General features: G+C 73.1%; 13 protein-coding genes. 4 read left to right on the top strand and 9 right to left on the bottom strand.

The features are described from left to right. Window positions 1-80 precede the first annotated feature (80 nt). Both AB0M29_RS22160 and AB0M29_RS22155 read right to left on the bottom strand, forming a co-directional pair. Complete coding sequence (locus tag AB0M29_RS22160) at window positions 81-1,904, bottom strand: ATP-binding cassette domain-containing protein (RefSeq protein WP_365385013.1); 1,824 nt, start codon at window positions 1,902-1,904, stop codon at window positions 81-83. A 41-nt stretch (window positions 1,905-1,945) separates the two neighbouring features. After that, the gene (locus tag AB0M29_RS22155) at window positions 1,946-2,680 is read right to left on the bottom strand and encodes an NUDIX hydrolase (protein ID WP_365385011.1); all 735 of its coding nucleotides are present in this window, start codon (window positions 2,678-2,680) and stop codon (window positions 1,946-1,948) included. Window positions 2,681-2,905: 225 nt separating this feature from the next. Between AB0M29_RS22155 and AB0M29_RS22150 the strand changes: the two genes are divergently transcribed. Further along, window positions 2,906-4,216 carry an alpha/beta fold hydrolase gene (locus AB0M29_RS22150; protein WP_365385009.1) on the top strand — a complete coding sequence of 437 codons (1,311 nt, stop codon included), beginning with the start codon at window positions 2,906-2,908 and terminating at the stop codon, window positions 4,214-4,216. Here AB0M29_RS22150 and AB0M29_RS22145 read toward each other — a convergent pair. Then, the gene (locus AB0M29_RS22145) at window positions 4,128-5,369 is read right to left on the bottom strand and encodes a DUF4192 domain-containing protein (protein ID WP_365385007.1); all 1,242 of its coding nucleotides are present in this window, start codon (window positions 5,367-5,369) and stop codon (window positions 4,128-4,130) included. The two genes, AB0M29_RS22150 and AB0M29_RS22145, sit on opposite strands and share 89 nt — an antisense overlap. Before the next feature lie 133 nt (window positions 5,370-5,502). On the opposite strand from AB0M29_RS22145, the gene AB0M29_RS22140 reads away from it, so the two are divergent. Continuing rightward, entirely contained in the window at window positions 5,503-7,683 is a 2,181-nt protein-coding gene (locus AB0M29_RS22140) for a DEAD/DEAH box helicase (RefSeq protein ID WP_365385005.1), read from the top strand. Window positions 7,684-7,879: 196 nt separating this feature from the next. Further along, window positions 7,880-8,470: a hypothetical protein gene (locus AB0M29_RS22135; RefSeq protein ID WP_365385003.1), complete on the top strand. Its 591-nt coding sequence runs from the start codon at window positions 7,880-7,882 to the stop codon at window positions 8,468-8,470. A 3-nt stretch (window positions 8,471-8,473) separates the two neighbouring features. Here the strand turns inward: AB0M29_RS22135 and AB0M29_RS22130 are convergent, their stop codons facing one another. From AB0M29_RS22130 to AB0M29_RS22110, 5 genes are read right to left on the bottom strand one after another with little or no spacing between them, the layout of a single operon-like run. After that, complete coding sequence (locus AB0M29_RS22130; RefSeq protein ID WP_365385002.1) at window positions 8,474-9,157, bottom strand: hypothetical protein; 684 nt, start codon at window positions 9,155-9,157, stop codon at window positions 8,474-8,476. A 54-nt stretch (window positions 9,158-9,211) separates the two neighbouring features. After that, window positions 9,212-9,907 carry a ribonuclease HII gene (locus AB0M29_RS22125; protein ID WP_365385000.1) on the bottom strand — a complete coding sequence of 232 codons (696 nt, stop codon included), beginning with the start codon at window positions 9,905-9,907 and terminating at the stop codon, window positions 9,212-9,214. Window positions 9,908-9,956: 49 nt separating this feature from the next. After that, complete coding sequence (locus AB0M29_RS22120; RefSeq protein WP_365384998.1) at window positions 9,957-10,862, bottom strand: ADP-ribosylglycohydrolase family protein; 906 nt, start codon at window positions 10,860-10,862, stop codon at window positions 9,957-9,959. Between the two features lie 55 nt (window positions 10,863-10,917). Further along, window positions 10,918-11,580, bottom strand: coding sequence for a histidine phosphatase family protein (locus tag AB0M29_RS22115; protein ID WP_365384996.1), 663 nt, complete (start codon window positions 11,578-11,580; stop codon window positions 10,918-10,920). Window positions 11,581-11,638: 58 nt separating this feature from the next. Then, the gene (locus AB0M29_RS22110; RefSeq protein ID WP_365384994.1) at window positions 11,639-12,361 is read right to left on the bottom strand and encodes an SDR family oxidoreductase; all 723 of its coding nucleotides are present in this window, start codon (window positions 12,359-12,361) and stop codon (window positions 11,639-11,641) included. Window positions 12,362-12,433: 72 nt separating this feature from the next. On the opposite strand from AB0M29_RS22110, the gene AB0M29_RS22105 reads away from it, so the two are divergent. Further along, window positions 12,434-13,144: a TetR/AcrR family transcriptional regulator gene (locus AB0M29_RS22105; protein ID WP_365384992.1), complete on the top strand. Its 711-nt coding sequence runs from the start codon at window positions 12,434-12,436 to the stop codon at window positions 13,142-13,144. Here AB0M29_RS22105 and AB0M29_RS22100 read toward each other — a convergent pair. After that, window positions 13,110-13,997, bottom strand: coding sequence for a sigma factor-like helix-turn-helix DNA-binding protein (locus AB0M29_RS22100; protein ID WP_365384990.1), 888 nt, complete (start codon window positions 13,995-13,997; stop codon window positions 13,110-13,112). The two genes, AB0M29_RS22105 and AB0M29_RS22100, sit on opposite strands and share 35 nt — an antisense overlap. Window positions 13,998-14,032: the final 35 nt, after the last annotated feature.

Raw genomic sequence — 14,032 nt, 5'->3', positions numbered from 1 at the left:
CGGGCCTTGAGGGCTTTGCTGAAAAGCACACGAAAGGGTGAGCGCTCATCACCTCATAATTGACGTTTTATGGGGATGAATCATCCCTTCTTGCTGGCCAACGGGGCAGTTCTGCTGGCCCGAAAGGCAGTTGGCGGACGTACGCGGCGGCGCCTTCCCAACGCCGTTGCCAGATAAGCGCAGACCAGAACCCCGAGCGACAAGGCGAACGCGGAGACCACCGGTTGGGCGGCGTAACGCAACACCTTCGCCAGCGGTTCGCCGCCCCCTTGCGAGACCCCGCTCATCACCGACCACAACCCTCCTCCGGCATCCGCGAGTTGCCGCGTCATCGGCCCACCGACCAGTCCCCGCACACCCGGTGCGACCAGCAGCGGCACGGCGAGCACCGCGGCCACGCCGAGGCCGGTGGTACGGAAGACGCCCGCCGCCAGCAGTCCCGCCCAGGCGCAGCCGACGGCGAGGACCGCCCATTCCACGAGCGCCCCCGGGGACGCGAGCGGGTCCCGCGCCCCGCCGTGGCCGAGCGCCAGCCGCAGCGCCGCGGTGTCGGCGGCGGCGACCACCGCCGCCAGCAGCAGGGCGCACACCGCGCTGACCGCCAGCTTGGCGCCGAGCAGGCGCAGCACCCGCGGCTCGGGACCGTATCCAGGGGAGAGGGCCGGATAACGGAACTCCTGCCCGTAGCCCAGCGCGCCCAGCGCCCCGGCGCCGACCGCGGCCACGGGCAGCGGCAGCTGCGCGGCCCAGCCGGTCATCTGGCGAAGCGGTGACGTCGGCATGCCGCCGGTCCGCGCCAGGAGGAAGGTGCTCAGCACGGATCCCAGCACGGCCGCCCCGGCGACCGGCCACGGGGTGCGCACCCCGAAGGCGCGGCGCAGCTCGTATCCGACCGGCCGCACCGGCCCCGGCCTGCACGCGGTCCGGCGCACCGGCGGCAGCGGACGCGGCCCCGAGAGAGCCGGGGCGTTCGCCGGGGCGGGGACTGGTGTATCCGCCGGAACCGGGCCCGCGCCGGGTTCGGCGCTTCTGGTCTGCTCGACGATCGCGGCGGGCTCCGTCGTCTCGTCCGCCAGGTGGTGCAGCAGGATCCCGTGCCGGTAGGCGGCCTCCCCGACGACGGCCGAGCTCGATCCGAAGACGGCGATCCGGCTGCCGCTCGACGCGACCACCTCGGCGCCGGTGTCCGCCAGCAGCGCCGCCAGCCGCTGGGCGTAGGGCGAGCGGACCGCCACATAGGGACGCATCCGGGTGCGGGCGTAGTGCCCGGAGGGCTGGTCCGCGACCACTCTCCCCTTGTCCAGCACGATCAGGTGGTCGGCGGTACGGGCCAGCGCCTTGGTGTCCCGGCCGGTGAGCAGGACGGCCCCTCCCCCGGCCGCGTGGCGGCGCACCAGCGCGTGGACCCAGGCGGCCTCGCGGGGCGGGAGGTCGCGGGCCGGGTCGTCGAGCACCAGCGCCCGGGGGTCGGCGAGCAGCGCGGCGGCGACGCCCAGCCGCCGGTCCATTCCCAGCGAGTACGTGCCGATCCGCTCCCTGGCCACCGCCGCCAGTCCGACCTGCTCCAGCACCTCGTCGGCCCGGCCGGCGGGAAGCCCGAACGCGGCGCAGAGCATCCGGAGATGGCCGCGCGCGGTGCGCCCCGGATGCCCGGGGACGTCTCCGAGCAGGGCGCCGAACTCCCGCGCGGGATGGACGAGATCACGCAGCGGGCGGCCGTCCACGAGCGTGGCACCGCGGCCGCGCTGCAGCCCCAGCAGCAGCCGCAGAGCGGTGGACTTGCCCGACCCGGCCGGTCCGAGCAGGCCGGTGACCTCGCCCGGCCGGATGTCGAACGTGAGGTCCACGACCGCGCGCGACCTGTCGCGGCGCGGCATGCTGGTCAATCCGATGGCCTGGATCACTCCAGCACCATAACGCTAAAAACGGACAATATGGGTGAAAGTCAGACCTCGGGCCGCAGCATCGGCGGATTGAGCAGGGTGGCGCCCCCGGCCCTGAACAGCTGTGCGGGCCTGCCGCCCTGACGGGTCGTCGTACCCCCGGTCGGGACGAGGAAGCCGACGGTGCCGGTCACCTTGCGGTGGAAGTTGCGCGGGTCGAGCGCCACCCCCCACACCGCCTCGTAGACCCGGCGCAGCTCCCCGACCGTGAACTCGGGCGGGCAGAAGGCGGTCGCCAGGGACGAGTACTCGATCTTGGACCGGGCGCGCTCCACACCGTCGGCCAGGATCTGGGCATGGTCGAACGCCAGCGGCGCCGCCTCCCCCGCGTGCTCCTGTCCGCCCTCGGCGAGCAGCGTCCCGACCGGGGCCCAGCGCGCGCTCCGTGCGTCGCCACCGGCCCGCGGCGCCGGCAGGTCCGGCGCCAGCACCAGATGGGCGACGCTCACCACCCGCATCCGCGGGTCGCGCTGCGGGTCACCGTAGGTGGCCAGTTGTTCCAGGTGGGCGCCGTTCTGCGCACGCAGTCCGGTCTCTTCCGCCAGCTCACGGGCCGCCGCCTGGGAGAGATCCTCGTCCGCGCGGACGAATCCACCGGGCAGCGCCCAACGGCCCTGGAACGGCGGTTCGCCACGCCGCACGCTGAGCGCACACAGCGCGTGATGTCGCACTGTGAGCACGACCAGGTCGACAGTGACGGCGAAGGGCGGGAAGGCCGACGGGTCGTAGGGCGACATGGCGTGATCATAGTCGTCTGCCTGACGATAATCAGCCGGATCGGCAGCCCGGTCGCTATCGGATCAAGCCGATTTCCCGGTACCCACCCTCTCCGCGACCACCACCGGGCCGTCTACCGTTCCAGGTCGGGAGCCCCGGCTCCCGTGCCACCACCCTGCCCCACCTCGCCCTTCGTCCGTCCAGTCCCCCGCACCACGCACCCCGCACCTCCGGAGAGAGACACCATGGCCGTCCACCGCCAGCCCGGCACCGTCATCACCGACCACACCTTCTCCGTACCCCTCGATCACGCGGCCCCCGACGGAGAGCGGATCGAGATCTACGCACGGGAGGTCGTGGCGGCGGGCCGGGAGCACGACACCCTGCCGTGGCTGCTGTATCTCCAGGGCGGCCCCGGGGGTCGCTCCCCGCGTCCGCTGGGCAGGGACGGCTGGCTGACCCGGGCGCTGGACGACTACCGGGTGCTGCTGCTCGACCAGCGCGGGACCGGGCGTTCCACTCCCGCCACACGGCAGACCCTTCCCACGCGCGGCGACGCGGCGGCGCAGGCCCGGTATCTGTCCTGCTTCCGGGCCGACTCGATCGTCCGGGACTGCGAGCTCGTCCGGAGCCAGCTGCTCGGCCCGGACGAGCGCTGGAGCGTGCTGGGCCAGAGCTTCGGAGGCTTCTGCGCCGTCACCTATCTGTCGTTCGCCCCGCAGGGGTTGAAGGAGGTCTTCATCACCGGCGGGCTGCCGGGGCTGCGCTCGTCGGCCGCGGATGTCTACCGCGCCGCCTATCCGCGGGTCGCACGGAAGAACGCCGCCCACTACGCCCGCTACCCCGGGGACGTCGCGACCGCCCGCGCCGTCACACGGCTGCTGCGCGACGAGGTGGTGACACTGCCCCACGGCGGCAGGCTCACCCCCGAGGCGTTCCAGGCGCTGGGCCTGATGCTCGGCTCGGCGACGGGCTCGCACACGCTGCACTATCTGCTGGAGGACGCCTTCGTGGCCTCTCCCCATGGTCCGGTGCTCTCCGACTCCTTCCTCACCGAGGCTCAGCACCACCTGTCCTTCGCGGGCAATCCCCTCTACGCCGTGCTGCACGAGGCGATCTACGGGCAGCGGTCGGTCTCGCCGCACGGCACCGGCTGGGCCGCCGACGCCGTCCGGGCGGACTTCCCCGAGTTCGACGCCGCCACGGCGCTCGCCGGCGACGGTCCCGTGCTCTTCACCGGCGAGACGATCCACCCCTGGATGTTCGAGACCGATCCGGCGCTTGCACCACTGCGCGAGACGGCGGATCTGCTGGCGCGCCGCGAGCAGTGGCCTGATCTCTACGACGCGGCCCAGCTCGCCGTGAACGAGGTGCCGGTGGCCGCGGCGATCTACCACGACGACATGTACGTCGACACCGCGCACTCTCTGGCCACCGCCGGCGCGGTGCGGGGGCTGCGGACCTGGGTCACCGACGAGTACGAACACGACGGTCTCCGGGTGAGCGGCGGCCGGGTCCTCGACCGGCTGGTCCGGCTGGCCCGCGGCGAGCTGTAGTGGCGGCGATGACCCGCTTGCGGCGCTCCTGGCGCAGGCAGACCCGCAGGAGTTCCGGGTCGAGGCCCTCGTTGACCGACTGGTGGAGCAGTCGCGCGAAGGTGTAGTGCGGGTCGAGGTCGAGGGCCATGCCCAGCGCGACGCGGGCCTCGACCTCGTCACCGGACGACCAGGCGACCCAGCCCGCGAGGGCGAGCGGCGCGGCCGCGTGGTCCCCGTACGGTCCGGCGCAGCGCCGGGCGAGCGCGCGCCACAGCCGCAGCGCCGCGTCGGCGTGCGCGGGCTCCATCCACTCGGCGGCCCGGTCGCGCGCGACCGGGTCCTGCAGCCCCAGGATGACCGCCGCCGCGTCGTCGTCGCCGAGGAGCTTGTCGTCGCGCCGGTCGGCGCGCGCCGGATCGTCCGTCCGCGGCGCCGCCTTGAACTTCTCCAGGAGTGTGCGCGCCACCGCGAGGGTGCGCTGCTGGACGGAGGCGCTGTCGCCGGTCTCCAGCATGCCCGGCACCAGCGCCGCGCACGCGGCGTCGAGGGCGATCTCGTGGTCCCGGTTCCTCGGCTGCACCGGCTTGAGCCGGGCCTCGATGTCGTGCAGCGATCCGGGGGCCGGAAGCCCGGCGTAGGCGGTGGCCGCGGCCATGACGGAGTGCCCGGGAGGGGCCACCGGCATGCCTTCTTCCGGGGAGGCGGTGGCGTCGGGACGGCAATAGGACCACCAGCGGCCCGCGGAGACGCACAGCGCCTCGACGACGGGCACCTCCAGAGCCCCGCAGGCGATCCGCAGCCGCTGCGCGAGTGGCTGGAGCCGCTCCCGCACCGCCGGCGGCCGCTCTCCCTCGCGCGGGTCCTGGCAGAGGAAGAGCACGATGGCGTCCGGTCGGCCGGTGCGTCGCATGCTGTTCTTCACCAGGCACTCCGCGAGCTGGTCGGCGACCTCGGGCCACTCGCGGGGATCATCGGGCAGGCCGAGGCGCAGCCGTCCGCCGAACCGGCCGTGCTCGCCGTGCAGCGCGACCATCACCACCGAGTTCGTGGGATGGAACCCCATCAAGTACGGCAGCGCGTCCGCGAGTTCCGCGGGTCCGCGCAGGGTGATCCTGAGATCGGATCCCGCGTCCAGTGACTCTCCGTGTCGAACTTCGTTGCTCTGTGTCATGACTCGACGATGCCCCAGACACCCCGATTCACGCCAGACCCCCCTAAAACCTGTGGATAACTTTCGCGCAGAGTTATCCACAGCTCGCGGAGGGGGTTGGCGCGATGTCGGTGCCGTCAGGTTGCATGGGGGCATGACCGAATCGACCACCGAGCTGCGATCCGCGGCCGACACCGTACTGACCCGCCTCGTCGGCGCCGAGCCGGGCACCGCGCGGCTGCGCGAGGACCAGTGGCTCGCCGTCGAGGCACTCGTGGCGCACGGGCGCAGAACGCTGGTGGTCCAGCGCACCGGCTGGGGGAAGTCGGCGGTCTACTTCGTGGCCACGGCGCTGCTGCGGGCACGCGGCAGCGGGCCGACGGTGATCGTCTCGCCGCTGCTCGCGCTGATGCGCAATCAGGTGGAGGCCGCGGCGCGCGCGGGGATCAGGGCCCGCACCATCAACTCGTCGAACACCGAGGAGTGGGGCGGCATCGAGGCCGAGGTGGCCTCCGGTGAGGTGGATGTGCTGCTGGTCAGTCCCGAGCGGCTCAACAACCCCGATTTCCGGGATCAGGTACTGCCCAAACTCGCCGCCACCACCGGTCTGCTCGTGGTCGACGAGGCGCACTGCATCTCGGACTGGGGCCATGACTTCCGTCCCGACTACCGCCGGCTGCGCACGATGCTGGCGGACCTGCCGCCCGGCGTTCCCGTACTGGCGACCACCGCCACGGCGAACGCCCGGGTGACCGCAGACGTCGCGGAGCAGCTCGGTACGGGAGCCACGGGCGCCGACGAGAAGGGGGCGCTGGTCCTGCGCGGGCCGCTGGACCGGGAGAGCCTGTCGCTGGGCGTGCTGCGGCTGCCGGACGCCGCGCACCGGCTCGCCTGGCTCGCCGACCACCTCGACACGCTGCCGGGCTCAGGCATCATCTACACCCTCACCGTCGCCGCTGCCGACGAGATCACCGCCTTCCTACGGCAGCGCGGCTACCCCGTGGCGTCCTACTCGGGAAAGACGGAGAACGCCGACCGGCAGGCCGCGGAAGCGGACCTGCTGGCCAACCGCGTCAAGGCCCTCGTCGCGACATCGGCCCTCGGCATGGGCTTCGACAAGCCCGACCTCGGGTTCGTGGTGCACGTCGGGTCGCCGTCCTCCCCCATCGCCTACTACCAGCAGGTCGGCCGAGCCGGCCGCGGTGTCGACCACGCGGAGGTGCTGCTGCTGCCGGGACGTGAGGACGAGGCTATCTGGCGTTACTTCACCTCGCTCGCCTTCCCGCCGGAGGAGCAGGTGCGCCGCACCCTGGAGGTGCTCGCCGACGCCGGGCGGCCGGTGTCGATCCCCGCGCTGGAGACGCGGGTCGACCTGCGCCGCTCGCGGCTGGAGATCATGCTCAAGGTGCTCGACGTCGACGGGGCGGTCCACCGGGTGCGCGGCGGCTGGACCGCCACCGGGGAGCCGTGGACCTACGACACCGAGCGGTACGCGTGGGTGGCGCGCCAGCGCGAGACGGAGCAGCAGGCGATGCGGGACTACGCGGACACGACCGCGTGCCGGATGGAGTTCCTGCGGCTGCAGTTGGACGACGAGCAGGCGGCGCCGTGCGGGAGGTGCGACAACTGCGCGGGCGCGCGGTTCCCGGTGGAGGTGTCGGCCGCCGCCCTGGACTCCGCGCGCGCGGCGCTCGGTCGGCCCGGGGTCGAGTTGGAGCCGCGCAAGATGTGGCCGACGGGACTTGAGGCCATCGGTGTGGCGCTCAAGGGGCGCATCCCGGCCACGGAGCAGGCCACGACCGGCCGGGCGCTGGGCCGGTTGTCGGACATCGGCTGGGGCAACCGGCTCCGGCCGCTGTTCGCGGAGGGGGCGGCCGACCAGCCCGTCCCGCCGGAGGCGGTGGACGCGCTGGTGCGGGTGCTCGCCGACTGGGCGAAGGGACCGGGCGGTTGGGCCAGCGGCGCCCCGGACGCGCCGCAGAGACCGGTCGGTGTGGTCGCGGTCGCGTCGCGCGGCCACGGGGTGCTGGTGGAGTCCATGAGCGCCCGGATCGCCGAGGTGGGGCGGATGCCGCTGCTCGGCACGGTGGCGTACGCGGAGCACGCGGACCCCGGCGGTGTGCCCCGCAGCAACAGCGCACAGCGGGTGCGAGCGCTGCACGACGCGTTCACCGTCCCGCCGGAACTGGCCACCGCGTTGCGCGCGACGCCCGGACCCGTACTTCTTGTGGACGACTTCGCGGACACCGGTTGGACTCTTGCCGTGGCGGCGCGACTGCTGCGGCGGGCGGGTGCTTCAGCGGTGTTCCCGCTGGTCCTGGCCGTTCAGGGCTGAATGCGCTTCGCCGGGGCGGTGGCTGGGCAGGATCAATGCGGCGGACAGGTCCATACCGGTCGGTGACTCCAATTGCCCGTTGCCGCATCGCAATACGGGAGGAAGAATTGGAGCCGGATCCCTGACCGGCTCTTCGAGCCACCTGACCGGCGTGCGCCCGCGCCCGGTCTACGGGTGCATCCGCGAAGGGAGGACCGTGACCATCGGCTTCGTACCGGACGCGTCCCCCGCCAGCCCTTCAGTGTCGTCACGCACCGTGGAGCCGGCCGAGTGGGCGGACCTCGGTGTCCCGCTCCTGGCCAATCCGCGTGATGTGGTGAAGGACCTGCACGCCCGTCATCTGCCCTCTCCGTCCACGGCGGTGATCGCCGTGTACGACCCGGACGGGCGGATCCGGGCGAGCGCATCGTTCACCGGCCGCAGTGGCGTCGTGGACGGCTGGGAACGGCGCAATGCGCTGCTCTCCCATCTGCGGCGCGTCTTCCCGCACGACCTGCGGCTGCGCGAACCGGTACGCACCGCCGTGCTGCTCGTCTGCCGTGGCGGTGCGCCGGGGTGGACGGAGGAGGACGGGGCCTGGATGTGGGGGCTGCGTGACGCGTGCACCCTGCACGGCCTGCGCTCCGGCTCGTACGTGACGCTCACCGACGACGGCTGGAACGTGATCGGCGAGAACCGCGCCGGACGGACGCCCAACGCGACGTCCTGGTCCCGGCGGCCGAGCGACGCGCAACCCGAGATCCCCGGAGGGAGTACCCAGGCGCTGCGCCGCGCGGCCGCGCGGTGACGGTCAGGCGCTGGCGCCCAGCAGGGCGTTGATCCGGGTCGGGTCGCCGCAGACGATCAGCAGCACGCCCGCGCGCGACAGCGCACCCGCCAGCGCACGCGGCAGCGTCTCGTCGTCGCCGCCGTTGAGCGCGACGACCACGACTGGCCGACCTGCGGCGCGTTCGGCGGAGATGGCGGCGTAGAAGACGTCGTCGGCCGCGTCGTGCTGCGCCCAGTAGGACGCCTCGCCGAAGCTGAGCTCATGGACGGCCCACGGGTGCGGGTCGCCCGTGGTGAGCACCAGGATCTCGCCGGGGGCACGACCGGTGTCCAGCAGCAGGTCGACGGTCTCTTCCGCGGCGTCCAGCGCGCCGTCCGCCGGAGCGGGGATGAGCTGGATCTGGGCGGCACCGGCGGACGCGGCGCCCGCTCGCTGCTGCGGGACGGTGGGCGGGGTCGCCGCGGCGGCCGGGGTCACCGGGCCGGAGGGTGCGGCGGATCCCGTGGGTGCGGCGGGTCGGGCAGGGCCTTGACGGCCAGGACCGACACCGGCGGCGGATTCCCTCGGCGGCGCGGGGCGCGGCGCGGCAGGCCGCGGCGGGCCGGGGACAGGACGGGGGGTCGACGCGCTGCGGCCGGTGGCCGGAGCTGTGCGGGGACCCGGGACGCTCTCGTGAATCTGAGGCTCCTCGGGGATGAGAGGCATGAGTTGATGTCTATCAAATGCGCCACGAATGCGCAGCGGCGGGTGGGGACTGGATCAGAAATCGAAACCGAGTTGTTCCCCTGACTCGGTCGGCTCGACCTGGCGGCGGACCTTCTTGAGGTGCTGCCAGCGCGGCAGCGAGTCCAGATAGGACCACGACATGCGGTGCAGCTCGGTGGGCCCGAGTTCCTCCAGGGCCGCCCGATGCACCGGAGACGGATATCCGGCGTTGTCGGCGAAAGCGAACGGGGCGTAACCCGTGCCCAGTTCGGCCATCGCCGTATCGCGCTGCACTTTGGCGATGACGGAGGCGGCGGCCACCGCGACACACGACTGGTCTCCCTTGATCACGGTGCGGACCTGCCACGAACCGCCGAGGTAGTTGTGCTTGCCGTCGAGGATGACCGCGTCGGGCCGCTCCGGCAGTCCTCCCAGCGCGCGTTCGGCCGCCAGCCGCAGGGCCTCGGTCATCCCGAGGTCGTCGATCTCCTCCGGGGAGGCGTGCCCGAGGGCGGACGCGGTGACCCAGCCGGCGAGTACGGCGGCGAGGCGCTCACGGCGCTTGGGGGTGATCAGCTTGGAGTCGGTCAGCCCCTCCGGGGGACGGCGCAGACCGGTGATCGCCGCGCACACGGTGACGGGTCCGGCCCAGGCGCCGCGGCCGACCTCGTCGACGCCCGCCACGGTCCGCGCTCCGAGGGTTGCACGGAGGGAGCGTTCGACGCGGTGGGTGGGTGGTTCGTACGCCATGGCGCGCACCAGCCTACTCTCCCGGCCCACGCCGGACGGAGGGGGTCGATCAGGCCGATACGGCCCATTCGGGCAGCGCTTCGGTCCGGTCCGACCAAGTGGCCGGCGGCTCGCCGCCGGGCCGGGAGGCGATGATGCCGCCCACGATGGCGCAGGTGGTGTCGACATCGCCGCCGGCCCTCGCGGTGGTCCAGAACGCCCTTTCGTAGTCGCCGAGATGACGCGCGGCGGACCACAGCGCGAACGGCACCGTGTCGTGGGCGCTGGTCCGCCGCCCGCAGCCGAGGACAGCGGCCACGGTGGCGACGTCCGCGTAGTCGAGCATGTCCCGGGCCCGCCGGATCCCAGCGTGCACGGCGCTGCGCGGCACGAGATCGAGCACGGCGGCGAGCAGCTCCGACGGGTCGTCCGGTCCGTCGGGGTCGGCGGCCAGTGCGGCAGCGGCGGCGACCGCCATCGCGCCGACGACCGCCTCCCGGTGCTGGTGGGTGGTGTACGCCGAGATCTCCGCCTGGTGGGTGGCCTGCTCGGGGTCGCCCGCGTACCAGGCACCCAGCGGCGCCACCCGCATCGCCGCGCCGTTGCCCCAGGAGCCCTGCCCGTTGAACAGGCCCGCCGCGAGCTCCCGCCAGTCGGCCCCCTCCTGGCGGATCAGCCGCAGCATCCTGTTGACGGCCGGGCCGTAGCCGCGGTCGAAGTCGTGGTGCTCGGCGAAGGAGAGAGCCAGGGCGTCCTGGTCGACACGCCCGTGCCCGCGCAGCACGGCGAGGACGGAGCAGGCCATCTCCGTGTCGTCGGTCCACTGCCACGGGCCGGGCGGCAGTTGGCCGTTCTGCAGGGAGGCGTAGTTGGCGGGGACGAAGAACTGGGAGCCGAGAGCGTCCCCTACGGCGAGCCCTCGCAGGCTTGCCGCGGCGCGCGTGGCGCGGTCGGATTCATGGATGTCAGCGGTCATGGCGTCGAAACTCTGACATCGCACCTGATCCGGGTCAATCTCCGTGTGCGCAAACTCACCACGCCCCGCCGCCGGGCGGGCCCGGGGTGCGCCAGCGTTCGAAGGGGCGGTCCAGGGTGTACCGGCCCGAGGGGCCGAGCAGCAGGGTCCGGGTCTCCGCGTTGTCCGGATTGGACAGCGCTTCGAACTCCTCCACCGTCCAGTGGAACCACCGCATGCAGAACAGCCGCATGGTGAGCCCGTGGGTGACGAGGAGGACGTTGGGCGGGAAGTCCTCGTTGTCGAAGGCCCGGTAGAGGGTCTCCAGGAAGGCGCCCACCCGGTCGTAGACGTCCGCGCCGCTCTCCCCCATCGCGAAGCGGTAGAAGAAGTGGCCGTAGGCGTCGCGCGCCTTGCGCTGCCGGTGGATGTCCTCGAGGTCCTGCCAGTTCCCCCAGTCCTGCTCCCGCAGTCGCGGCTCCTCCTTGGCCCGCGTCAGACGGGGGTCGAGACCGAGGGCCCGGTAGGTCTCCCACGTGCGCCGGTACGGGGAGACGAATGCCTGGACCCGCTCGTCGCCGAACAGATCACGCAGCCGCACCCCCGCTTCCCTCGCCTGCCGGAGCCCGGCGTCGGTGAGTTCCAGGGCGTGGTCCGGCACCCGTTGGTAGATGCTGTCGTCCACATTGCCCTGGGACTCGCCGTGCCGGATGAGCACGATGCGGCGAGGGCGTCCCATGACGATCAGCCTATGGTGCGCCCGCTCCGGCGTCGCGCCGGTCCCCCCGCGGGCTGCGTCACAGCGCCGCGGGACGCAGCCGGGACCCGCCGTCGACCGAGAGGACCACACCGGTGGTGAAGGTGCCGTCGATCAGATAGGCGATCGCGCCGGCGATGTCCTCGGGCTGCCCGACCCGGCCCGCGGGGGCGTTGCCCGCGTACGCCTCGAAGGTCTGGCGGCGGGCATCGGCGTCCATCCAGTCCCACCAGGGGGTGTCGATGATGCCGGGCGAGACCGCGTTGACCCGTATCGGCGCCAGCTCGACGGCGAGGACCGGGACCATGGCCTCCACCGCCGCGTTGACCGCGGCGAGACCCGCGGTGCCGGGGATCGCGGCGCCGGACGATCCGGCGGTGACGAAGGTGAGCGACCCGCCGGGGCGCAGCACCCGCAGGGCGGCCTGCGCGGCGACGGTCTGCGCGACCAGCTTGCCCTCGGCGGCCGCGCGCAGGTCCTGTATCGGCAGGGTGCGGAACGGACCCGCCGCGGTGTTCCCGGTCACGGCCACCACGACGTGGTCGACCTCGCCGAGGTCCGCGAAGAACGCCTGCGTCGCCGCCTCGTCCATCGCGTCCACGCAGGCGCCCGTGGCGCCCTCGCCCAGCCGCTCCAGCGCGGCCTCCAGCTTGCTCTTGTCCCGTCCGGTGACGATCACCTCGCGGCCCTCGCGCTTCTGCCGCTCGGCAGTCGCGAGGCCGATGCCCGAAGTGCCACCGATGACGACGACGCGTGCGTTCATTGCCCACTCCATTTACGAGACATGCTGACTCGTAAAAGATATCCGAGGCACGATGTCTTGTAAAGTGGGTTCATGGACGAGACACCCGCACGGGGCAGACCGCGCAGTGAGACCGCCCGGCGCGCCGTACTCGACGCGGCGCTCCGGCTCTGCCAGAGCGGCGGCTACCAGGCCCTGACGATCAAGGGCATCGCCGAGACCGCGGGAGTCGGCCGACAGACGGTGTACCGGTGGTGGCCCGCCAAGCAGGACGTGCTCATCGACGCCCTGCGCGATCTCGGTCTGCGCAAGGCTGAGCATCTGGACCCCGACACCGGTCACACATTGCGCGACGTACGGTCGCTGCTGACCGCCACCTTCGCGCTGACGCAGCAGGTGACGGGCAAGGCCCTGATCGGGCTGATGGCCGAGGCGCAGCACGACCCGGACCTGTCGCACCGCCTGCAGTCCACGGTGATCGGGCCCCGCAGGCACGCGCTGCGGACCCTGCTGGCCCGCGGCGTGGAGCGCGGTGAGCTGAGCGACGCCGACGTCTCACTCGACCTGGTGGTCGACTTCGCCTTCGGGACCATGTGGTATCGGCTGATCAGCTATCACGGCCCGGTGGACGCCGATCTCGCGGGCCAGATCACGGACGCGGTGGCCACGCTGCTGCACGCGGACGAGGGGCCCGGCGCAGGAGCGGTTCCGGGCGTGGGAGCCGCCGGGCATGGCGATGCCCCGCCCAGCGGGCGGCCGCAGGCGCCCGTCAGTCCCGGGGCCGCTCGGCCCACTGCCGATTGAGGTAGACCAGACGCTGCGGGTCGGCCACCGTGCGGAGGCCGAGCAGTCCCTGGGGACCGAATTCCGGCGCCAGTACGCCGACGACGTCCCCTGCCGCCAGGGCGACCACCGCCGCGTCGCCGTTGATCTCGGCGACAGTGCCGTGCGTCCCCTCCGGGGCCTTGGCCAGCAGACCGGCCAGGAAGCGCCCCACCTTCGCGGCGCCGAGGACGGGGCGGCGGGTCATGCCCTCCTGGCCGCCCCCGTCGGACCAGGACACCACGTCCTCGTGGAGCAGTTCGGCGAGCGCCGCCTCGTCGGCGTCCGTGGTGGCCCGCAGCAGCTCCTCGGCCAGCGTCCGCCGCTCCTGGACGCTCATCTCCTCGCCGCGCGGACCCGCGGACTCGCGCACCCGGCGGCGCGCCCGCCGCTGCATCGCCCGGCCCCGTACCTCGGGCACGCCGAGTACGGCGGCGCTCTCGGCGGTCCCGTAACCGAACATCTCCCGCAGGACGAAGGCGGCCCGCTCCACGGGTGTCAGCCGCTCCAGTACGACAAGCCGCGCCAGGGAGACGGATTCGCGGGCCTCGGCGGTCTCCAGCGGCCCGAGCACCCCGGTCTCGGTCAGTACCGGCTCCGGCAGCCAGGACCCGGCGTGCGCGTCCCGGCGCTGGCGTGACGCCTCCAGGGCGGCGATGGCCGCGCCGACGACATCCGACACCAGCGCCGCGTCCCGGTCGGCGACGGATGCGGGGCCGTACGCGGTCTGCGCCGTCCGCCCGAGCGCGGCCGCGACGAGTTCGTCGGCGTCACAGGCCGAGCCGAGCATCCGGTAGGCGGCACCGAAAAGCCGCACCTTGTGCGCGGCCGACACTTCCGCCGCTCCCGCGAGGAGCGCCGCGGCGCCGT

Source organism: Streptomyces sp. NPDC051976 (assembly GCF_040680795.1).
Classification (GTDB): domain Bacteria; phylum Actinomycetota; class Actinomycetes; order Streptomycetales; family Streptomycetaceae; genus Actinacidiphila.
This window is presented reverse-complemented; position numbering and strand designations above follow the sequence as displayed.